Below are 19,890 nucleotides of genomic sequence, written 5' to 3'. Positions count from 1 at the left end.
GAGCCCGCCTGCCTGGCTGCCTTAGACAGCAGCAATGTGCAGAAATACCGCATCGCGATTCACAACGCGGTGATTGCATCGGGCGGCTTGGACCACTGGACCGGCGAGCAGCTCGCCTGGCATCTGATTGGCACCTGCGACAACGACTCCAAAGACGACATGACGCCGGAGGAGCTGGTGGAGTTTTGCCGCCGGGTTCTCGCCCATGCCGAGGCTAAGAAGGTTTCTGTCGCTGACTTTGGCTAAGGCTCACCAGGGTGGCTGCCAGTACGAGGCCAGCCCCGGCGATGGTCCAGCTGTCGATTGACTCGCCGAACAGCAACCAGCCCCAGCTACCGGCAAACAGCACTTGCACGTAGCTGATCGCCGTTGCTCGCGCCGCCGGCAGGGCCGTGAGGCTGCGGGTCAGATACACCTGACCAAGCTGGGTGAATACCCCAACCCCGACCAGCCAAAGCAACTCCGCTGGGGTGGGCAGTACGGGATTGAGGGCCACCAGGGGCAAGCTCAAGGGCAGAGCCACCAAAGGGAAGTAGAAGACGATCACCAGGGGGTGCTCACTCGTGCCTAGGGAGCGCACGCTTACGTAGGCAAGGGCGGTGAATAGGGCACCGGCAACGGCGATCAGTACGGGAACAAGCGCCAGAGTTTCGCCGCCCTGCAGCAGGCCGGCCGGCTGGGCAACGAGCAGCACCCCCAGCCAGCCCAGGGCCATGGCCGCCAGCACTCGCTTGCCGATTGGCTCACCCAGCAGCAGCCAGGCCAGTAGGGCAGTGAACGGTGGGTAGAGGTATTGCAGCACCGTGGCCGCTGCCAGGGGCAAGGCCGCTAGGGCGGCGTAAACACACAGCAGGGCGGCCGTGCCGATCGCTCCGCGCCAGATCAGTAGCCAGCGCCTATTGCCCCACGCTGGAATCCCGGCTCGGTGCAGCAGCCACCAGCTCAGGGCCACGCTCACGATCGCCCGGGCGAACACCACCTCAGCAGCGGGAATGCGTCCGCCCACCTGCTTGACGCAAACGCCCATCAGCGAAAAGCTCAGGGCACTGGCCACCATGCCGAGCATGGCTTGCCTCCCCCGGTCAGAATCAGGCTTCGCTTCAGCGCCCACCGCAACTAGCCCCTTCCTTGAGCCTGCCGCGTCTCCACCCCCGCACGATTGAGGCCGTCAAGGAGCGGGCTGACATCGTTGATGTGGTGGGCGAGCACGTGGTGCTCAAGAAGAAGGGGCGTGAGTACGTAGGCATCTGTCCCTTCCACGACGACACATCGCCGTCGATGACGGTGTCCCCGGCCAAACAGTTCTACTACTGCTTCTCCTGTGGTGCCGGCGGCAATGCCATCAAGTTTTTGATGGAGCACCAGCGTCAGAGCTTCAGCGATGTGGTGCTGGAGCTGGCGCGCAAATACCAGCTGCCAATCGAGACCCTCGATGGCCCCCAGCAGGAGCGGCTGCGCAAGCAGCTCTCCCGCCGCGAACAGCTGCACCGGGTCCTCACCCTGGCGGCTGGTTGGTTCCGCAGCCAATTGCGCGCCCCTGAGGGAGCCGCCGCTCTCACCTATCTGCGCGAAAGTCGCGGCTTGAGTGAAGCCACCCTGGAGGCCTTCGAGCTCGGCTTTGCTCCCGACCGTTGGGATGGCCTACTAATCCACCTGCAGCAGGTGGAGGGGCTGGGGCCGGAGTTGCTTGAGGAAGCAGGCCTGGTGGTGCCACGCAAGGGCGCCAATTCCCAGGACGGCCGTGGCTTCTACGATCGCTTCCGCGGCCGGGTGATGGTGCCGATCAAGGACCGCCAAGGGCGGGTGATCGGTTTCGGTGGCCGCAGCCTCGATGGCGGCGAGCCCAAGTACCTCAACTCTCCGGAGACTGAGATATTCGAGAAGGGCAAGCACCTCTTTGGTCTCGACAAAGCCGCGGCCGCCATCCGCAAGGACGACCGGGCCGTGGTGGTGGAGGGCTACTTCGACGTCATCGCCCTGCACGCCGCCGGCATCACCAACGCGGTGGCGTCCCTTGGCACTGCCCTCAGTAGCCAGCAGATCACCCAGCTCTGCCGCTGCTGCGAGGGGCGCCGGATGGTGCTCAACTTCGATAGCGATGGCGCCGGTGTGCGCGCTGCCCAACGGGCCATCGGTGAAGTGGAGCAGCTGGCCTTGCAGGGCCAGCTGGAGCTGCGGGTGCTGCAGCTGCCCTCCGGCAAGGATCCCGATGAGTTCCTTAAGAGCCAGGGTGCCGGCGATTACCGGGCCCTGCTTGATCAGGCGCCGCTCTGGCTCGACTGGCAGATCGAGCAGGTGCTCGAGGGCCGAGATCTAGCCCGCCCCGACCAGTTCCAGCTAGCGGTGACGGCCCTTGTTGCCCTGCTTGGCAAGCTGCCCCAGAGCGCGGTGCGCAGCCACTATCTGCAGCGGGTGGCCGAGCGCCTCAGCGGTGGTCAGGCCCGTCTGGCGATCCAGCTGGAAGACGATCTGCGTCAGCAGGTCAAAGGCCAGCGCTGGCATGGCCGTTCCCAGAAGTGGGAATTGCCGGGTGAGGCTGGGCTTCGGGAGCGGGCAGAAGCGGAGGTGTTGCGGATGTATCTGCACTGCCCCAACTACCGCAGTGCGATCCGGGTGGAGTTGCGGCAGCGCGAACTCGATGATTTCGCCCTCAAGCACCACCGCCTGCTTTGGGCTGCGATTAGCGGCCTAGAGGAGGTCAACCTCGGTGTGGGCCGGCTCGAGGCGATCAACCGAGGCCAAGACCCCGGCTCAGACCTCGCCGATCTTGATTTGCCCCGGTTGCTGGGTGATCAGCTGGTGGTGGAGCAGAGCGCCCTGCTCTCCAGGCTGACGCCCTTGCTGGAGCCTAATGAGCTGCAGCGCATGGCTTTTGGCCAGCCCCTGCTTCAGCTGCGCGGTGCCACGGCATCTCTGGAGCGCCAGAAGAGCGTCAAGCGCTGCCGGCATCTGCTGGATGCCTGGAGCAGTCAGCGTCTTGAGACCCTGGAGCGTTGTATTGCCCGGCTGCTGGAGCAAGAAAGGGAGGAGGCCCGGGCCACGGCTTCAGGCCTGGCACCGCTGAGCGATATGGAATCGCGCATCGAGGCCCTCTTCAGCGAACTCAACAGCGACGCCCTGCGCTTTCAGGAGCTCTATTACAACGAACGCAAACATCTCGAACATCTCGACTCCCAGCGCCGCGCTGGCTACGAGGAGGTGATGGCTCAACCGGCGGCTTGATTAGCGGTAACCACCTCTGTCTTGCCCCAAGACCTTTTCAGCACTTTGTTTTCCCTTCGCTTTGATGTTTCTTCCCCGGCTTTCCCTACTTTTACTGCCGTCTTTATTGATGCCTTTGTGGCTTACCCCTGCCGCGCTTGCCCAACCCTGCCCCTGCAGCTGTGAGCAACCCAGCCAGGGCGTGATCGGCCCAGATGGTCTGTGTCAGTGCCCCTGTGGGGTGGTGCCGATTCCCGGCATCAACGCCGAAACTCTCTCCGGCCCCCCAAAACCGCCGCAGGCAGGTGGCCCCACACCTACATGGACCGTGGAACCCGCCTATGACGACGATTTTGGCGGCCCTTTCTTGAATGACTGGTGGTGATTTCACCAGAGCATCAGCAGGTGGGGTAGCAAGCCAACGTTGCGCAAGCCCTCCACCAGTTCAATGATTGCCGCAATCCATACAAACCAGATGTCGCTGAGGATGTGGCGGCGATTGGGCCAGAAGCGTGGCACCCGCTGCCGGTATTGGCGGAAGGACTCGTCGAACAGTTCTTTCCTCCCGAGCCATAATTCCCGGGTAATAAAGACCAAATATCACCAGAAAGAGCAGCGGGTAGGTGAGTGTTTCGGTGCTAAGTCCCACCCCCACTAAACCAATGCAGCTGAATACATATAACGGGTTGCGACTGATCGAGTAGGGACCTTCAGTGACCAGCTCTCCGTCCTTGCGGCCGGAGATAAAAAATGAACACCAGATCCGCCCTGTTGCTCCAATGGCGGCCAGGCCAAGACCCGTGCTGAACAGAAAAGTGGCCACATTCTCATGGTTCAGCTCCCAGCGACTCTGGGTGAGTGCTACTACAAGGAATGCCAGTGCTGCCACCAATTTTGATAGCCCGGTGCGCTGGTGTTCCCACCAGGTTTTGCCGGGCGCTTTAGGCAATGGGGTCATCGGCCCGTCACAGTCAGCCTTTGTCTACTCCTTTCTTTGCTGATCCCCGCATACGCTGCCTGACTGCTGATTTCACCCTGGTTCCATGGGGTTTTTCGAGGTGTTCTGGGACGGTGAAGCCATTGGCGATGGCAGCGATCTTGAGGAAGCCCTCACCGCCTATCTCTCCGTGCAGCCTGAAGACAGCAGCTGGGCTGAGGCCTGCGCCGCTGCCAGCGCTCCTCCCTGCATCCGGCGCTATGCCTCGTTTGAGGCCTACCTCGACAATGCCGATGAACTGGAGACGATCACCGTTACTGCCGCCATGATCGAAGCGGCCTTGTTGCCATCGTGATCAGGCCCGCAGTGATCAGGCCCGCACCACCGGGATGGCGTCTAGGCGGGTGGTGGCCGCCCCAGACAGTCGTGAGCGCCGCATCCGCCAGGGGGTTTGCATTCCCGCTGCTGCCCATTGCACGGTGCCGCTGCCGTAGTGGCGGTTGAGCTGGTCGATGGTGGCCATCAGGGCTGTGCGACGGTGTTGCTGCTCCAAAGGCAGTGGCAGCAGCAAGTTGTGCTGGAGGGTCTCCTCGCCCTGCAGTTGCTGCAGCAGCACCCCCGCTTTGTGCAGGGGCTTGTGGGGGCTGAACAGCACTGCCACCAGGGGTAGGGCTGCCTGCAGCAGCACGGCGGTGTCATTGCTGGCCAGCGCCAGGCTCACCGTGGCGCTGTTGCTGTAAAAACTGGTGCCATTGAAGGGGTTGCTGCGCACGAACACCGTGATGGCTCCAGCCCGTTGCTGTTGCCGCCGCAATTTCTCCGCTGCCCGGCTCAGGTAGGTAGCAACCGCCTCCCTCAGCTCGCTCTGGCTGATGATCGGCTGGCTGAAGCTGCGGCTCACGCAGGTTTCCCGCTTGGCGGCCGGCATGGTCTCTAAGGGTAGGCAGGCCATACCCCGCAACTCCTGCTGCAGGCGCAGTCCCACCACGCCGCAGCGGCGGCGCAGTTCGCCACTGGGCATGTCGCGCAGAGCCTTGGCATCGGCTACACCGCGCAGGCGGCACCAGCGGGAAAGCTGGCGGCCCATACCCCAAACATCCTCGATGGCGACCGCTGCCAGGTGGGGATCGGGGTCATCCATGCTGCCGAGGTCGAAGACACCCGTGGCACTGGCCGTCGTCTTGGCAAGTCGGTTGGCGAGCTTGGCCAGCACCTTGCTGGGGCCGATGCCTACCGCCACCGGTAGGCCGAGCTGGCAGAGCACGTGGTGACGCAGTTGCCGGCCCCAATCGTGCAGGCTGCGCTGGTCGGCGGGCCGGCTGAGCTGGCCGAAAGCTTCATCGATCGAATAGATCTCCAGCGCTTCCACCCAGGGCTCCAGGGTGGCCATCAGCCGCTGGCTCATATCGGCGTAGAGGGCGTAGTTGGAGCTGCGCACCACCACGCCCTGGCGCTCCAGCTCGCGCCGCACCTGAAAGTAGGGCTGGCCCATGCGGATGCCGAGGGCTCGGGCCTCGGCGCTGCGCGACACGATGCAACCGTCGTTATTGGAGAGCACCACCAACGGCCTCCCCAGCACGGCGGGATCCAGCACCGCTTCGCAGGAGGCGTAGAAGTTGTTGCCGTCGATCAGCACGATTGCCTGGCGGCGGCGGCTCCAGGGCTTGCAGGTCATGGCGCTTTCAGCGTGCGGATCACGTGCAGGGCCACCGCCCAGATGCGAGCGCCATCAAAGCAATCCAGCTCTAGGGGCGGGTAGGCCGGGTGGGCTGCCTCCAGGCGTAGCCGGCCTTGGTGGGCTACTAGCCGTTTAAGGGTGAAGCAGCCATCCAGGCAGGCCACCACGATCTGGCCGGGGCGGGGCTCCAGGCCTCGATCGACGATCAGCAGGTCGCCGTGGTTGATTCCGGCCGCCTGCATCGATTCACCACTCACCCGCAGCAACACCGTGCTGGCGTGGCAGCGGATTAGCTGGGCACTGAGACTGGCGCTGCCCGGCAATGGCGAGGAGGCTGGATGGGCTGGGTGTGCCAGGCGCGCGCCGCGAGTCAACCCACACTAGTTCAGGCGTACTGCCGCGCTGTTTTAGTCCGGCTCGCCGGACTCGGGCGTAGTGGTGGTGAAGCGGCGGTAGAGCCAGGCGCCAGCTGCACCCCACAGCAAGGTCCACAACACGAAGGTGGTGAGGGTGCCGAGCTGGCCGGTTTCGAGGGAATAGACGCCGGCCTGGATTAGTCCCGCATCGATCAGGGAGCCGCCGATGCCCCAGCCGAGCACCCAGCTGAACAAAAAGCCGATCGCCTGGAGATTGCCGGTCATGGGGTGGAGGTTAGGCGCTGGTTGAAGCGACGTATGAACAGTGCCAGCGGCATCGGACCGCAACGGCGTTGCCAGCCCAGCCCTTCCGGATAGCGCCGCCAACAGGACACACGGCCACCGCGCCGGTCCAGGCAGATTAGGTAGCGGTAGGTAGCAGCAGGCGTTGGCGACAGGGTTTCTGGCGGCGGCAGCGGCGCCAATGGCAAGAAAACAGCCTGCAGCTCCTGCCAGCTGCTGGGCGGCCTGCCGCTGCTGCGCAGGGGCGAGCCAAGCAAGCTGGCCAGCTGCTGGGGGAAGCCGGCATCTGGCAGCAGCCAGTGGCCCTGGCGGGATTGGCAGGGTTCGAGCAGGGAGATCACAGCGGCACAGGCCATGGGCAGAAAAGGACAGGACCCTTCTCCAGTGCCCGGCCTGTCCCACGGTCAGCGGCGCAGGCCCTATCCCACGCTGGCCATGTGGCGCATCAAGTCGAGGCACTTGCAGCTGTAGCCCCACTCGTTGTCGTACCAAGCCACAACCTTCACGAAGGTGTCGGTGAGGGCGATGCCGGCGCCGGCATCAAACACCGAGGTGCAGCTCTCGCCAAGAAAGTCGGTGCTCACCACCTCGTCTTCGGTGTAGCCGAGGATTCCGGCCATGGGCCCTTCGCTAGCAGCCTTCATGGCGGCCTTGATCTGGTCGTAGCTGGCCGGTTTGGCCAGGTTCACGGTGAGGTCCACCACCGACACATCGGGGGTGGGCACGCGGAAGGCCATGCCGGTGAGCTTGCCGTTGAGCTCGGGGATCACCCGGCCAACCGCCTTAGCGGCACCGGTGGAGCTGGGGATGATGTTTTGGGCCGCGCCGCGGCCACCACGCCAGTCCTTCACCGAAGGGCCATCCACGGTTTTCTGGGTGGCGGTGGTGGCATGCACCGTGGTCATCAAGCCATTGACGATGCCGAAGTTGTCGTTCAGCACCTTGGCGACAGGTGCCAGGCAATTGGTGGTGCAGCTGGCATTGGAAACCACGTCCTGGCCGGCGTAGCTGCTGTGGTTCACGCCCATCACGAACATTGGTGTGGCGTCCTTGGAGGGAGCGCTCATCACCACACGCTTGGCACCAGCATTGATGTGGGCGCGGGCAGAGTCGTCGGTGAGGAAAAAACCGGTGCTCTCAAGTACGTAGTCGGCGCCAACCTCGCCCCACTTGAGGTTGTTTGGATCTCGCTCGGCGCTGATGCGGATCACCTGGCCATTCACCACCAGCTGGCCGTTTTCGACGGCCACCTCACCCTGGAAGCGGCCATGGGTGGAGTCGTAACGGAGCATGTAGGCCAGGTAGTCGACCTCAATTAGGTCGTTGATGCCAACGATCTCCACGTCCGCCAGGGTCATGGCACGGCGGAAGGCCAGGCGGCCGATGCGGCCGAAACCATTGATGCCGATGCGAATGGTCATGGCGGAGCTCCCTAAACCCTGTGGCGAAAGTATGGGGGCACCATACGGGGGATGGATCAGCTCAGGGCCTGGCTCAAGGCCGCCAGACCAAACACTAGAAACAAGCCGCCGCTTAGGCGATAGAGCAGGCGCTCATTCACCCATTGACCAATCCATTTGCCAGCGCCTACGGCCAGCCAGGTGACCAGGGCATGTCCTAACAGCGTGCCGGCCAGCAGGCCGCCAAAGCTGAATACCTGGGCCGGTGCAGTGGCCATAAAAATCGTGGTGAACTGGGTTCGGTCGCCTAGCTCGGCGATAAACACCAGCACGAAGGCCTCCCAGATCACGGCCCAGGCCGTGTTGAAGGCCTTGCTGCTTTCCGCCGTATTGATCGCCTGCTCAGCCTCCGCCTTCTCCTCGGTGGCGGCATTGGCCGCCATGCCCTGGGCATCGAACAGCAGCTTGATGCCAAAGCTGAGGAAGAGCACGGCGGCCAGCCAGGGCACCAGGCTTTGGGGTAGCAGCTCCCGCAGGCCGTATCCAAGGGCCAGGGAGATCAGGGTGACCGCGGTTAGGGCGGCAAATGAGCCAATAAATACCCAGCGGGCGCGGTGCCGCACCGCCAGGATCAGCGCCATGAAAAAGGTTTTATCGCCCAGCTCGGCCAGGGTGATGGCGGTGAGGCTGGAGCCGAAGGCAGCCAGGCTGGGATCGCTGGAAAGGGGTGGAGCCATCACTTATCAATAGCTGAGGGGATGTCCTCCTCGTCCTCCAGCAGCAATTGCTGAAAGGCGGTGTAGAGATCGCCATATTCAGCTGCAGTGCGCCGATCGGCCCGCCCAGCGGTGTTGCGACCACGGAGCTTGCTGGGGCTGGCGGCAATGGTTGGCGCCGGCGCAGGGGTAGCGCTCTGGCGGCGGCTCTCAAGCTCTCGCAGCCGCTCCATCAGGTGGGGCGGCACCGTGCCATCGGGGCTGACCTGCATCAGCTCCCGGAACAGGGCCTCCGGGTTTTGCTCCAGCTCCACCTTGTGGCGCTTATCGGTGGCTTTGGTTTGGCTTTGCTGAGGCGGCTCAGGCTTAGGTAGGGGTTGGGGCAGGCTGCGGCCTAGGGCTTGGAGGCGTTCGCGGCTACGGGCGTCGAAGCTCATCGATTAGCTCTCAGCTGCAGCCCAGGCTGGCGCGGGTGTCGCGGCCGGTCACCGGGTTGGTGCCACTGGCCAGGCCACAAAGGGTTTTGAGCGCATCACCCCGCAAAGGCACATTGGTGAAATCTGCCCCCTCAATCACCACATTGGTGAATTTGGTGTTGAAGGCAAAGGCGTCTTCCAGCACTGCATTGGTGAGGTTCGTGCCATTGAAGATCGCCGAATCAAGCGTTGCCTCTTTCAGGTTGGTGTTGCTTAGGTCAGCGTCCTGAAGCTTGGCGCCAAACAGGCTGGCTCCCTGCAGGTCGGAGCCGGCAAAGGTGGCATCCCGCAGGTTGGTGAGGTTGAAGGTGGCGCCCCTCAGATCCTGGTCATGAAAATCAGCGCCAATTAGCACCTGTTTGGCCACATCCATGGCCGCCTGGGCGGGCAGTGGGCAAATCGAGCCCAAGCCGATGGCACTGGCCAGGGCGAACAACAGCGCCAGAACCCCGCCAGCCAGGCTGCGCGGAGAACGACCGGAACGGGATCGACCGGAAGATGAAGGTGGCAACATGGCAGCTGGATGGCTATTGCCAGCCTAGGCAGGGCACCTAGCAGCGCACTGCGTGGGAACCCTGCAGGCTGCTGCTCCAGGCCAATGGCTCGCACCACTGCACGCCGCCAGGGCGACTGGGCTGAGCAGCGGGTGCTGCGCCTACTGCTCGGCAGGGGTTGGCGGTTGCTCTCACGCCAGTGGGCATGTCGCTGGGGAGAACTGGATCTGGTGCTGGAAAAAGGGGGTCGCCTATTGGTGGTGGAAGTGAAAGGTCGCAGTCGTTGCGGGCCAGATAGTTGGGGTGCCGGCACCTTGCGCCGCGGCAAGCGGCAGCGGTTGGAGCGAGCCTGGCGCTGCTGGCTGGAGGAGCATCCGGTTTGGGCGGAGAGCTCGGTGGAGCTGGTCTTTGCCTTGGTGCCTCTGGCACCGACGTCCGGACCTGTCCGCTGGATCCGCGCCGATCACTGATCGGTAGTGGCCGCTGGCGCAGGCTGGCTGAACTCGACGGTGCATAGGTAGCGATAGTTGCCCATCCCTACCTCCGTTTCCTGGCAACGCTCAGCGGTAACAACCGCGCCTGCTGGAAGCTGCTGGCGGGCCCGCTGAATAGCGTTGCTTTTGTCCCAGATCGAGGAGGCGGTGACGCTGCCTGCCTGAGCGGGGAGCGACAGGAACGGCAGGGCGGCAACTATGGCGGCCGCGCAAATCAATGCCTGCGGATGAATGCCTGGATGTGGGGCAACAGCCATTGTGGATACCTGACGACTTCAAGATGACATTTACTGCCCACCGCGCCCGCAAGCGCTTCGGCCAGCACTGGTTGATAGATCAGGCGGTGCTCGCGCGCATCGTGGCGGCCGCAGAGCTTGAAGCCAGCGATCGGGTGTTGGAGGTGGGGCCGGGCCGGGGAGCTCTCAGCGAGCGGCTGCTGGCTACCCCGGCGGCAGCAGTGGCTGCAGTGGAGCTTGATCGCGATCTGGTGCTGGGGCTGCAGGAGCGCTTTGGCGACCAGCCGCGCTTCCAACTCACCTCGGGGGACGTGCTGACAGTGGATCTGCCTGCCGCCAACAAGGTTGTGGCAAACATTCCCTACAACATCACCGGCCCCCTCCTAGAGCGGCTGGTGGGCCGGCTCGATCGGCCGGTGGCCCATCCCTACGACCGCCTAGTGCTGCTGGTGCAACGGGAGGTAGGGGAAAGGATCCGCAGTGAGCCTGGCGCCAGCGCCTTTTCAGCTCTGAGCGTGCGCATGCAGCTGCTGGCCAACTGCCGCTCCGTATGTGCCGTGCCACCGCGCTGTTTTCAGCCGCCGCCCCAAGTGGACTCGGAGGTGATCCTGTTGGAGCCGCTGCCAGTGGAGAAGCAATTGGCACCCCAACTAGCTCGCACGGTGGAGATGCTTTTGAAGCGCTGTTTTGCAGCTCGACGCAAAATGGTGCGCAACACTCTGGCGGGCTTGCTGCCCGAAGCTGAACTGGCTGGGTTGGCGGAAGCAGCGGGCATCGGCCTGCAGCAGCGGCCCCAGGAGATCGCGCCAGCAGCCTGGGTGGCGTTGGCGGGCAGCTTGAATCAGGTCATTGCTGAGCCCGCTGCCGCCCCTACCCATGGCTGATCTATGCGTGCGTGCCCCCGCCAAGATCAATTTGCACTTGGAGGTGCTTGGCCTGCGCCCCGATGGCTTCCACGAGCTGGCGATGCTGATGCAGTCGATCGATCTGGCCGACAGCCTGAGGATGCGGCCCACGGCGGATGGCAAAATCAGCCTCCAGTGCGATCGGGCCGACCTGCCCACTGACAGCAGCAATTTGGTCGTCAAGGCAGGTGAGATGCTGCGCGCCCGCTCAGGTTTTGCCGAGCTTGGAGCCCAGATCGTGCTCGAAAAGCGCATCCCGATCGGGGCTGGCCTTGCGGGCGGCTCCAGTAATGGAGCGGCGGCGCTGATTGGTCTCAACAAGCTATGGGGACTGGGCTTTAAGAGTCAGGAACTGCACAGCATGGCGGCTGAACTTGGCTCCGACATGCCGTTTTGCCTTGATGGCGGCACCCAGCTCTGCTTTGGCCGCGGTGAGCTGTTGGAATCCTTGCCCTTCAATCCAAGCGAGCCTCCGGCGCTACTGCTGATCAAGCACCCGGAGGTGAGTGTCAGCACGCCCTGGGCCTATGGACGCTGCAAGGAGCTACGCGGCGATTTCTATCTCGAGGCTGAAGCAGACTTTGAGCAGCGCCGTCAGGCCCTACGCCAAGCGCCCTTGCTAGGGGCCATCGCGGGACATGGGAGCTGGCCACCACTGCGCAACGACCTGCAGGCCGTGGTAGAACCAGAGGTGGAAACCGTGAGCCAGGGTCTGGCACTACTGCGCCAGAGCGAGCAATCCCTGGCGGTCGCCATGAGCGGTTCTGGACCCAGTCTGTTCGCCCTGTTTCCAGGGGTGGACCAAGCTCGCAGCGCCCATGCAGACCTAGCCGAACGGTTTGAGCGGGACGGCTTTGAGTCTTGGAGTTGTGGCTTCAGCGATCGGGGTGTCAGCCTGATTAAGTGACCAAATCCGAATCCCCCATCAAGCCCAGTGATCCAGCGCCCCGTAAAGGGCCGCTGAGTTTCCTCTCGGGCTCGCTCACCGCTGGTCTGCTGGCCTGGCTGGCCTTGGGTCTGAGCCAGAAATTGGTGGCGTACTACGCCCTGCATCCCCCCAGCTACAGCTCGGCGATTGCCCAGAGCATCGCCACGGCCCTCAAAACACTGCTTGTTGGCATGTCGTTTCTTGCCACCTTCAGCTTTGCCTTCATTGGCATTGGTCTGGCGCTGGTGTTCGTGCGCAGCTTGGTGTCCGGTTCCGGATCGGCCCCTGCCGAGGCGGGCGAAAAGCCCTAACTTTTCCCTATGACTCCCCACGATCTGGGCCTGCTAGTAACGCTGCTGCTCCCCGGCATGCTGCTTTCGGTGTTGCTGCTGTCAACCTTCGCCGCCGGCGGCTGAGATAGGTTGGCAGCTAAATGGTGCAAGCCCAGACGTGGCAGAGACGCTGCTTTTCAATGCCCTCCGGGAAGCCATCGACGAGGAGATGGCTAGAGATCCTTATGTCTGCGTGATGGGTGAGGACGTCGGCCAATACGGCGGCTCCTACAAGGTCACTAAAGATCTCTACGAAAAATATGGTGAGCTGCGGGTGCTGGACACCCCGATCGCCGAAAACGCCTTCACTGGCATGGCAGTTGGTGCGGCGATGACGGGGCTGCGCCCAATCGTGGAGGGCATGAATATGGGCTTCCTGCTGCTTGCCTTCAACCAAATCTCCAACAACATGGGGATGTTGCGTTACACCAGCGGCGGTAACTACACCATTCCCACTGTCGTGCGGGGTCCTGGCGGGGTTGGTCGCCAGCTAGGCGCTGAGCACAGCCAGCGCCTAGAGGCCTATTTCCATGCCGTACCCGGCATCAAAATTGTGGCGGTGAGCACCCCCACCAATGCCAAAGGCCTGATGAAGGCCGCAATCCGCGACAACAACCCCGTGCTCTTTTTTGAGCACGTGCTGCTGTACAACCTTTCTGAAGATATTCCAGAAGGTGATTACATTTGCGCTCTTGACCAGGCCGAGGTTGTAAAGGCTGGATCGGATGTCACGATTCTTACCTACTCACGCATGCGCCATCACTGTCTCAAGGCTGTCGAGCAGTTGGAGAAGGCGGGGGTGAGCGTGGAGCTGATCGATCTAATCAGCCTTAAGCCCTTTGATATGGAGACCATATCCGCCTCGATCCGCAAAACCCACAAGGTGATTGTGGTGGAGGAATGTATGAAGACAGGCGGCATTGGGGCTGAATTATTGGCCTTGATTACGGAACATTGTTTTGATGAGCTTGATGCTCGGCCGATTCGGTTGTCTTCCCAGGACATCCCAACTCCCTACAACGGTGCCCTGGAAAACCTGACCATCATTCAACCCCATCAGATTGTTGATGCGGCCCAGCAGCTCGTCGCCGGAAAGATCTAGATATGGCTCGTCAACAGGGGTGGTTTGCCCTGATCCTTGCCTTGGCAATTGCGGCCGGGGCCTTGCTCTTTAGTTGGAACACACCGGAGACCCCCCTAGGCCAGCGACTTGGACTTGACCTGCGAGGCGGCAGCCAACTCACTCTCCAGGTTTTACCCGCCGGTGCCATCAAAAAGGTAGAAAAGGAGCAGCTAGATGCTGTCAAGGAGGTACTTGATCGACGCATTAATGGTTTGGGTGTGGCTGAGTCGACCTTGCAAACTGTTGGTGACAATCAGCTAGTGCTGCAACTGCCTGGGGAGCAGGATCCGTCACGCGCCGCCAAGGTTCTTGGCACTACGGCACTACTTGAATTTCGGGCCCAAAAACCGGGTACCGAGCAGCGGATGCAGGAACTGCTCAACCTAAAGCGCCAAGCAACGGCACTTTTAATCCGCCTAAACGGCCCTGTGAATGAAGCTGCTGACTCCCAGCCGGATGTACCAACTTCGCCTGACGACAAAGAAGCTGATCGTGATCAGTTAGAAGCAGATCTACAACGTATCAACGTTGACATCGTCGCCCAATTCGAACCAGCAGTCATCAGCGGCAAGGATCTTGTCACCGCAGGACGCCAGCAGCAGCAAACAGGCACCGGCTGGGATGTGACTCTCGGTTTCACTAAAGATGGAGGCGATAAGTTTGCCAGCCTTACCCAGTCGATCGCCGGCACTGGCCGCTTGCTTGGCATTGTTCTGGATGGTCGCTCCATAAGTGAGGCCAGCGTTGGCCCTGAGTTCAAGGCGGCGGGCATTACTGGAGGCTCAGCAAGTATTACGGGTAATTTCACCGCCGAGCAGGCTAGAGAATTAGAGGTTCAGCTCCGAGGGGGCTCCTTGCCCCTGCCAGTGAAAATCCTCGAAGTGCGCACAGTTGGGCCCTCATTAGGAGCTGAAAACATTCGCACCAGCCTGGTGGCAGCCCTTACAGGCCTACTGCTAGTAGCTGTTTTCATGGTGATCGTTTATCGATTGGCTGGGCTGGTTGCGGTAGTTGCCTTGTCCCTCTACGGCCTGTTCAACTTGGCTGTTTATGCCCTGATTCCGGTCACTCTCAGCCTGCCAGGAATTGCTGGATTTATCTTGTCGCTGGGAATGGCAGTAGACGCAAACGTATTGATCTTCGAGCGGATCAAGGAGGAGCTGCGATCCGGCAATACTTTGATTCGCTCCATTGATACTGGCTTCGCCCTCGCATTCTCGTCCATCCTTGATGGCCAGGTTACAACGTTTATAAGCTGCATTGCTTTATTCACGCTGGGAACCGGGCTTGTCAAAGGATTTGCAGTCACGCTTGGAATTGGTGTTTTGCTTAGCTTGTTCAGCTCACTTACATGCACTCGCACGCTCTTGCGTGTGTTGATGAGCTATCCAGGCTTACGCCGCATCAACTATTTCATCCCTTTAGCTCAACGCGCCGAGGGGGTCGCCTGAGATGTCCCTTGCACCAACTAGTCATCGGCCAATGTTTTCTTTCCGCGTTAACCACCATCGCCGGAGACTATGGCTACTTTCCACAGTAGCTTTGCTTTTGAGTTTTCTGGGAATGGCTGTTAGCTGGTTGTCTCCGTCAATTCGCGCTCCACTGAGACCAGGAATTGATTTCACTGGTGGCACCCAGATTCAGATAGAGCGCAGCTGCGACCCTGCTTGTTCCCCACTGACTGCAAATTCGGTCCAAGCCAGCCTGGCGTCCTTGAAGCTGCCAGCGGATGGCGAGGATCCTGCTCCACCACTCGCTGGAGCCTCAGTCCAGCTTCTTGATGGTGGGAGTTCTTTGGTTTTGCGCCTCCCAAGCCTGAGCCCAGCCCAGTCCGAAACGGTGCTCAAGTCCCTTCAGAGCCAGATAGGCGATACGGTCTCGGGGGGGTTGGCTGTGGACACGATTGGCCCCACCCTTGGTTCCCAGCTGCTGCGGGCCAGCTTAATCTCTTTGTTAGTTAGTTTCGTAGGCATATCCATATACATTTCCTTCCGCTACGACCGAGTATATGCATTTCTGGCACTTGTTTGCCTAGGCCATGATGTTTTGATCACTTGTGGCTTGTTTGCTTGGCTTGGAGTGCTAGCCGGGGTAGAGGTTAATAGCCTTTTTGCTGTGGCCCTACTTACTATTGCGGGCTATTCAGTGAACGACACTGTGGTTATTTTTGACCGAATAAGGGAGAAGCGTGCACAACTCAAGGACCTATCCCTGGCGGATCAGGCAGATGAGGCAGTCATAAGTACGTTGACCCGCTCTGTCTATACATCACTAACAACTCTCCTGCCTTTAATAGCGCTGATTTTCTTTGGTGGCAGCACCCTGTTTTGGTTCTCAGTTGCCTTGAGCTTTGGTATTTTGGCAGGAGCTTACTCAAGTATTGTTGTGGCCCCCACTCTGCTACCGGTATTGTCCCGTCGCTAATCAGACTCCTGCTAATGCTGCAAGGCCGAGTCGGCGGAGGCTGGGAGGCTCCATTGTGCCGATCTTGCTCGGGTTGCTCGCTTTTCTAGATTTGTGGGTCGAACTGCAGCTGCTAGCAGACCACTTCACCTTGACTTCCTTGGCGGCAGCGATTCGCAGCCATCTCTTAGCCACAGCAGTCTTGCTATTATTACCTTCGTTATTGCAGCACTACCGTCAAAGGCCTTAAAGGTTAATGTAGTGATCAGCTCTAGTGATCAATCCCAGTGATCCATCACTTCCTTTACAACTACTTCTTCAAAGAGCAATTGCAGCACGACCACTAACGGCAAGGCAAGTAGCACCCCTGGCAGCCCCAGCAGAGCACCAAGGCAAAGCTGGGCAGTGAGTGCCACGGTCGGCAGCAGATTCACGGTTCGCCGCAGCAGCACAGGCGTAAGCAAAAAGGCTTCGGCATTCTGCAGAATGAGCCGTAGCACTAGAACCTGCAGCATTTTTGCTGGTGATACCAGTAAAGCCACCGCCAGTGGCAACAAGGTGGCGGCGGTGGGGCCAATGGTGGGCACGAAGGTAAGCAGGCCGCACACCAGGGCGCTCAATAGGGCCAGCGGCACGCCCAAAAGGGCCAACCCGGCCCAGGTGAGCAGAAACACGCTCACCGAAGAGAGGGTCATGCCAGCCAGCCAGCCACCCAGGGCTTGGCGTGATTCACCCAGCAGATGCTGCATCTGGGGTCGCCAGAAGCTGGGAGTAAGGGCAACCACCACCTTCTGGTGACTACGAGGATCCAGGGCCAGCAGGATCGCTAGCAAGGCCATAAGCAGCATCTGGATTGTGGTGCTTGCAGCTCCTCCTGCTATGCCAAGAAGTTGACCGCCCAGGGGCTGGAGCCTCTCCCAAGTGCCAAGCGCCATCAACTGCTGCTCCAGATCGGGTAGCCAATCGACCTGGCGGGCCAGGCTGCTCAGCCGCAGAGCTAAAACAGGCAAAAGGGAGGTCAATTGGTTGATCTGCTCCAGCAGCTCAGGCAACAGAAGCTGGCCTAGTAGCCCGCCTAACAACACCAAAGACACCAAGACCACTACAAGGGCCGTGGGGCGATTGAGAGGTAAAAATCGCCGCAATAGGCTTATTAGAACATCAAGGGCAACAGCCAGGACAACAGCGCCGAATAGGACCAGGAGGACCCAGCGCAACTCCCAGGTGAGTAGTCCAAGGACAATCAGGGCTAAGGCACCCAGCACCGTGCGTCCGTTCATCGCATCAGCCTGCCAGGCGCAGGCGTTTCCATGGGTCCAGGATGTCGCGGATAAGCAGTTCGCGCACCATCACCTGTAAGCAAACGGCCAATGGCAATGCCAGTAATAACCCTAGGGGACCAAATACCACCGTAAATAGCAACTGGGCGGTAAGGGTGAGACCGGGCAGCAGCTTGAGCTGGTGGTGCATCACAGAAGGGGTAATTATATAGCTCTCCAGGTTTTGAATAGCTATATAAAGCGCTAGCACCGCTGCTGCTTTCCAGGGAGCATCTAGCAGTGCCACGGACATCGGAAAAACCGTGCTTAGGGTTGGTCCAATGTTGGGAATAATGTTCAGCAGGCCTGCCAGCAAAGCATTTGCCGCTACTAATTTCACCCCCAGCAAGCTCAAGCCGATAGCCGCCAAGATGCCAACGCAGAGTGAGCTAATTAACACCCCCACCATCCAGGCACTTAGGGCATCACCGCATTGAACCAACACCTGACGGAAGCGGCGCCGGTAGTAAGAGGGCACCAGCAGCACACCCACCTCTCGGTAAGCGGTGGGCTGCACCGCAACCATTAGGGCCACAGCAACGACAAACAGGAATTGCAGCAATCCAGTGCCGACTCCACCGGCAAACCCAAGCAGTCGCAGGGCGCCGCTGCCGAGACTGCTGCCTAGGTTTGTAGCGATCCCAGGGCGTTCGGAAACGCTGCTGCCAACCAGACCATTTCGAAGCCAGGAGAGGCCGCTATCGGTATTGCCGTAGATCATTTGAGAGACTTTTGACAGGCTCCCCCTCATGAGCTCTGACAGGGTTTCAGCTGCTGTCGGCAGCTTGCCGAGCAACTGACTGAATTGATCAATAAAAGGTGGGATCACCACGGTGGCCGTCACAGCCACCACCAGAAGTACCGTGCCCAGGCTGAGCAGGAGAGCCAGCTGCCTAGAGCACCCCAGCCGGGACTTTATCGATCCCACCAAAGTGCAGAGGGCCATGGCAAGCACCACGGCTGCAAACAGGTGCATCAGGCTCTGACGCAGGCTCCAAAGCAGCACCAGGGATGCCACCAGGGCTAACAGGCCTAACCACTGGCCGAATTTCAATGGATCAGGCCTCGTCCTGCTCGGGCTGATCATCATCTTTATTACCCGAGAAGCCCAGCTCGTGGCTGTCGGCGTAGCGCTGGGCGAAGCGCATGAAGCGATCGAAATCCTCGGTGCTCTTCCAGGTGAAAGTGCACTCCAGGGCGCTGGCCTTGCCGTTGACGAAGCGGGCCTTCACCTCACGGGTCACCAGCTCGCCTTCCTCATCGACCAGAAACATGCCGGTGATGTCGCCCATGCTTTCGGGGGCAAGGGCATCGGGCTCCTCGAACACGAAAAGGGCCTGGCCGGTGCGGCCGTCCCGCGAGCGGGTGAGGCGGATGTCGGGCACGACCGGCTCATCCACCCCACGGAAGAACTGAATGGCGGCGCCCATGGCAAGCGGGGACAAAAATCGATCCTAGGAGCTCGCCTCAACTATCTCCCCGCAGACCTGATCCCACCAGGGAGCTGGTTGCAGCAATTCAGCCGCAGCTGCATCGGGGTCTAGTCCGCCCAAATCGAAGCTGGACAGCAGGGGTTTATCGCGCTTGCTGAGTTCGCTGTCGTAGCAGCGGTCGTAGTAGTCGAGCATCTGCCGGCAGGCAGCCGCCCAGTCTTGAGAGGCGATCGCCTCTAGAGCTGTTGCCGTGCGCTGGGGGCCAAGCCGCCGGGCGATGCGTTCGGTGGCGAGGCGCAAGGACTCCTCCCCTTGGTTGCCATATACGGAAACCAATTGCTCAACCCGCTCCGCCATGGGACGTTGGATCTCAACAGCCGGCGACTCACCCATTTGGCGCCACAAGCCCGCAGGAATACGGCAGCGACCAACCTGAGCGCTTTCGGCTTCAAGCCAGATTGGTGACTGGCCTGCGCTGGCCGTAAGGCTTGCAGCCAGCAGGTTCTCGTAATGCTCCGTGCTCGGTTGAGGGGGAAGGCCCAGGCCGCCGAAGCTGCTGCCACGGTGATTAGCCAGTCCCTCGAGATCAACCACTGCTTCCCCTCTTTGCCTCAGGGCAAGCAGCAGGTCGGTTTTACCGGTGCCGGTGCGGCCACCGAGCACCAGCAGGGGCCAGGGTTGCTCAAAACTTTCCAACACCCAGCGGCGGTAGGCCTTATAGCCGCCTTGCAACAGCAAAACGGGCAGTTCCAGGGTGCTCGCCAGCCAAGCCATGCTGCCTGAACGCATGCCGCCGCGCCAGCAGTGCAGGCGCAGGGTCTTGCCTGCTTCAGCAAGCTCCAACAAAGCCTGGGCCAGATCTGGCAACTTCGGCCCTACCAACTTCAGTCCCAGCTGCACGGCAACCTGCCGCCCTTGCTGCTTGTAAGCGGTACCCAGCTCAGCCCGCTCTTGATCACTAAACAGGGGCAGGTTGGACGCTGCCGGAATGTGCCCCTGCTCAAACTCCCCAGGGCTGCGCACGTCCACGATCGGCCCCTCGGCCGCCAGGAACGCGCTTACATCGAGGAGGGGGCTGGCCCCCAGTTTCAGGAAAGTTGTCACCCCTCTGATCAGTACATCCGGGGGCTTGAGGACATGACTAATGCGTCGATAC

At 61.1% G+C, this 19,890-nt stretch carries 26 protein-coding genes and 1 pseudogene; 11 read left to right on the top strand and 16 right to left on the bottom strand.

Annotated elements, in window-relative coordinates; all coding sequences use genetic code 11:
* Nucleotides 1-36: 36 nt before the first annotated feature.
* Entirely contained in the window at nucleotides 37-246 is a 210-nt protein-coding gene (locus tag AC01FP_RS05945) for a hypothetical protein (protein WP_474478864.1), read from the top strand.
* On the opposite strand, the gene AC01FP_RS05940 is transcribed toward AC01FP_RS05945, so the two are convergent.
* The gene (locus tag AC01FP_RS05940) at nucleotides 215-1,057 is read right to left on the bottom strand and encodes a DMT family transporter (protein ID WP_474478905.1); all 843 of its coding nucleotides are present in this window, start codon (nucleotides 1,055-1,057) and stop codon (nucleotides 215-217) included. The genes AC01FP_RS05945 and AC01FP_RS05940 overlap by 32 nt on opposite strands.
* 71 nt (nucleotides 1,058-1,128) lie before the next feature.
* On the opposite strand from AC01FP_RS05940, the gene dnaG reads away from it, so the two are divergent.
* Both dnaG and AC01FP_RS05930 read left to right on the top strand, forming a co-directional pair.
* A complete protein-coding gene (gene dnaG / locus AC01FP_RS05935) occupies nucleotides 1,129-3,222 on the top strand; it encodes a DNA primase (protein WP_474478863.1) in 2,094 nt (697 codons plus the stop codon).
* A gap of 109 nt (nucleotides 3,223-3,331) precedes the next feature.
* A complete protein-coding gene (locus tag AC01FP_RS05930) occupies nucleotides 3,332-3,586 on the top strand; it encodes a hypothetical protein (protein ID WP_474478862.1) in 255 nt (84 codons plus the stop codon).
* Nucleotides 3,587-3,588: 2 nt separating this feature from the next.
* On the opposite strand, the gene AC01FP_RS05925 is transcribed toward AC01FP_RS05930, so the two are convergent.
* Nucleotides 3,589-3,798 (bottom strand): hypothetical protein, encoded by a 210-nt coding sequence (locus tag AC01FP_RS05925; RefSeq protein WP_474478911.1) that lies wholly within the window; start codon nucleotides 3,796-3,798, stop codon nucleotides 3,589-3,591.
* Nucleotides 3,799-3,802: 4 nt separating this feature from the next.
* Nucleotides 3,803-4,159, bottom strand: a pseudogene (locus AC01FP_RS05920) (methyltransferase family protein); the annotation flags it as partial.
* A gap of 85 nt (nucleotides 4,160-4,244) precedes the next feature.
* On the opposite strand from AC01FP_RS05920, the gene AC01FP_RS05915 reads away from it, so the two are divergent.
* Nucleotides 4,245-4,493 carry a hypothetical protein gene (locus AC01FP_RS05915; protein WP_474478861.1) on the top strand — a complete coding sequence of 83 codons (249 nt, stop codon included), beginning with the start codon at nucleotides 4,245-4,247 and terminating at the stop codon, nucleotides 4,491-4,493.
* Nucleotides 4,494-4,508: 15 nt separating this feature from the next.
* Here AC01FP_RS05915 and AC01FP_RS05910 read toward each other — a convergent pair whose 3' ends face one another.
* From AC01FP_RS05910 to AC01FP_RS05875, 8 genes are all read right to left on the bottom strand, one after another.
* Entirely contained in the window at nucleotides 4,509-5,813 is a 1,305-nt protein-coding gene (locus AC01FP_RS05910; RefSeq protein ID WP_474478860.1) for a Y-family DNA polymerase, read from the bottom strand.
* Nucleotides 5,810-6,172, bottom strand: a complete 363-nt coding sequence (locus AC01FP_RS05905; protein WP_474478903.1) for a LexA family protein — start codon at nucleotides 6,170-6,172, stop codon at nucleotides 5,810-5,812. Before AC01FP_RS05905 ends, AC01FP_RS05910 begins: the two co-directional genes overlap by 4 nt.
* A 51-nt stretch (nucleotides 6,173-6,223) precedes the next feature.
* A complete protein-coding gene (locus AC01FP_RS05900) occupies nucleotides 6,224-6,457 on the bottom strand; it encodes a hypothetical protein (protein WP_254936852.1) in 234 nt (77 codons plus the stop codon).
* The gene (locus tag AC01FP_RS05895; RefSeq protein WP_474478859.1) at nucleotides 6,454-6,831 is read right to left on the bottom strand and encodes a hypothetical protein; all 378 of its coding nucleotides are present in this window, start codon (nucleotides 6,829-6,831) and stop codon (nucleotides 6,454-6,456) included. The genes AC01FP_RS05900 and AC01FP_RS05895 overlap by 4 nt, the downstream gene beginning before the upstream one ends.
* 63 nt (nucleotides 6,832-6,894) lie before the next feature.
* Nucleotides 6,895-7,896, bottom strand: a complete 1,002-nt coding sequence (gap, locus tag AC01FP_RS05890) for a type I glyceraldehyde-3-phosphate dehydrogenase (protein WP_474478858.1) — start codon at nucleotides 7,894-7,896, stop codon at nucleotides 6,895-6,897.
* A 56-nt stretch (nucleotides 7,897-7,952) separates the two neighbouring features.
* The gene (locus AC01FP_RS05885; protein WP_474478856.1) at nucleotides 7,953-8,612 is read right to left on the bottom strand and encodes a TMEM165/GDT1 family protein; all 660 of its coding nucleotides are present in this window, start codon (nucleotides 8,610-8,612) and stop codon (nucleotides 7,953-7,955) included.
* The gene (locus tag AC01FP_RS05880; protein WP_474478855.1) at nucleotides 8,612-9,028 is read right to left on the bottom strand and encodes a hypothetical protein; all 417 of its coding nucleotides are present in this window, start codon (nucleotides 9,026-9,028) and stop codon (nucleotides 8,612-8,614) included. Before AC01FP_RS05880 ends, AC01FP_RS05885 begins: the two co-directional genes overlap by 1 nt.
* 10 nt (nucleotides 9,029-9,038) lie before the next feature.
* Nucleotides 9,039-9,581: a pentapeptide repeat-containing protein gene (locus tag AC01FP_RS05875; protein ID WP_474478854.1), complete on the bottom strand. Its 543-nt coding sequence runs from the start codon at nucleotides 9,579-9,581 to the stop codon at nucleotides 9,039-9,041.
* An 84-nt stretch (nucleotides 9,582-9,665) separates the two neighbouring features.
* On the opposite strand from AC01FP_RS05875, the gene AC01FP_RS05870 reads away from it, so the two are divergent.
* Nucleotides 9,666-10,031, top strand: coding sequence for a YraN family protein (locus AC01FP_RS05870; RefSeq protein ID WP_474478853.1), 366 nt, complete (start codon nucleotides 9,666-9,668; stop codon nucleotides 10,029-10,031).
* Here AC01FP_RS05870 and AC01FP_RS05865 read toward each other — a convergent pair.
* Nucleotides 10,025-10,312, bottom strand: coding sequence for a hypothetical protein (locus tag AC01FP_RS05865; RefSeq protein WP_474478852.1), 288 nt, complete (start codon nucleotides 10,310-10,312; stop codon nucleotides 10,025-10,027). The genes AC01FP_RS05870 and AC01FP_RS05865 overlap by 7 nt on opposite strands.
* A gap of 23 nt (nucleotides 10,313-10,335) precedes the next feature.
* Between AC01FP_RS05865 and rsmA the strand changes: the two genes are divergently transcribed.
* From rsmA to secF, 6 genes are all read left to right on the top strand, one after another.
* On the top strand, nucleotides 10,336-11,175 hold the full coding sequence (rsmA, locus tag AC01FP_RS05860; protein ID WP_474478851.1) for a 16S rRNA (adenine(1518)-N(6)/adenine(1519)-N(6))-dimethyltransferase RsmA: 840 nt from the start codon (nucleotides 10,336-10,338) through the stop codon (nucleotides 11,173-11,175).
* On the top strand, nucleotides 11,168-12,103 hold the full coding sequence (gene ispE, locus AC01FP_RS05855) for a 4-(cytidine 5'-diphospho)-2-C-methyl-D-erythritol kinase (protein WP_474478850.1): 936 nt from the start codon (nucleotides 11,168-11,170) through the stop codon (nucleotides 12,101-12,103). Before rsmA ends, ispE begins: the two co-directional genes overlap by 8 nt.
* Nucleotides 12,100-12,435, top strand: a complete 336-nt coding sequence (locus AC01FP_RS05850; protein WP_474478849.1) for a DUF3082 domain-containing protein — start codon at nucleotides 12,100-12,102, stop codon at nucleotides 12,433-12,435. Before ispE ends, AC01FP_RS05850 begins: the two co-directional genes overlap by 4 nt.
* Nucleotides 12,436-12,574: 139 nt before the next feature.
* Nucleotides 12,575-13,558, top strand: a complete 984-nt coding sequence (locus AC01FP_RS05845; RefSeq protein WP_474478848.1) for a pyruvate dehydrogenase complex E1 component subunit beta — start codon at nucleotides 12,575-12,577, stop codon at nucleotides 13,556-13,558.
* 2 nt (nucleotides 13,559-13,560) lie between these two features.
* The gene (gene secD / locus AC01FP_RS05840) at nucleotides 13,561-15,030 is read left to right on the top strand and encodes a protein translocase subunit SecD (RefSeq protein ID WP_474478847.1); all 1,470 of its coding nucleotides are present in this window, start codon (nucleotides 13,561-13,563) and stop codon (nucleotides 15,028-15,030) included.
* A gap of 1 nt (nucleotide 15,031) precedes the next feature.
* On the top strand, nucleotides 15,032-16,003 hold the full coding sequence (gene secF, locus AC01FP_RS05835) for a protein translocase subunit SecF (RefSeq protein WP_474478845.1): 972 nt from the start codon (nucleotides 15,032-15,034) through the stop codon (nucleotides 16,001-16,003).
* Nucleotides 16,004-16,260: 257 nt separating this feature from the next.
* Here the strand turns inward: secF and AC01FP_RS05830 are convergent, their stop codons facing one another.
* Genes AC01FP_RS05830 through mnmH form a run of 4 tightly spaced genes read right to left on the bottom strand, consistent with a single transcriptional unit; the run spans nucleotide 16,261 to nucleotide 19,820 of the window.
* A complete protein-coding gene (locus tag AC01FP_RS05830; RefSeq protein ID WP_474478844.1) occupies nucleotides 16,261-17,262 on the bottom strand; it encodes an AI-2E family transporter in 1,002 nt (333 codons plus the stop codon).
* A gap of 4 nt (nucleotides 17,263-17,266) precedes the next feature.
* Nucleotides 17,267-18,355, bottom strand: a complete 1,089-nt coding sequence (locus tag AC01FP_RS05825) for an AI-2E family transporter (RefSeq protein ID WP_474478843.1) — start codon at nucleotides 18,353-18,355, stop codon at nucleotides 17,267-17,269.
* A gap of 4 nt (nucleotides 18,356-18,359) precedes the next feature.
* Entirely contained in the window at nucleotides 18,360-18,731 is a 372-nt protein-coding gene (psb28, locus tag AC01FP_RS05820; RefSeq protein WP_474478842.1) for a photosystem II reaction center protein Psb28, read from the bottom strand.
* Between the two features lie 24 nt (nucleotides 18,732-18,755).
* A complete protein-coding gene (mnmH, locus tag AC01FP_RS05815; protein WP_474478901.1) occupies nucleotides 18,756-19,820 on the bottom strand; it encodes a tRNA 2-selenouridine(34) synthase MnmH in 1,065 nt (354 codons plus the stop codon).
* Nucleotides 19,821-19,890 lie beyond the last annotated feature (70 nt).

This window comes from Cyanobium sp. NIVA-CYA 375 (assembly GCF_056108345.1).
The sequence above is the reverse complement of the archived record's forward strand: the minus strand, read 5'-3'. Positions and strand labels throughout refer to the sequence as shown.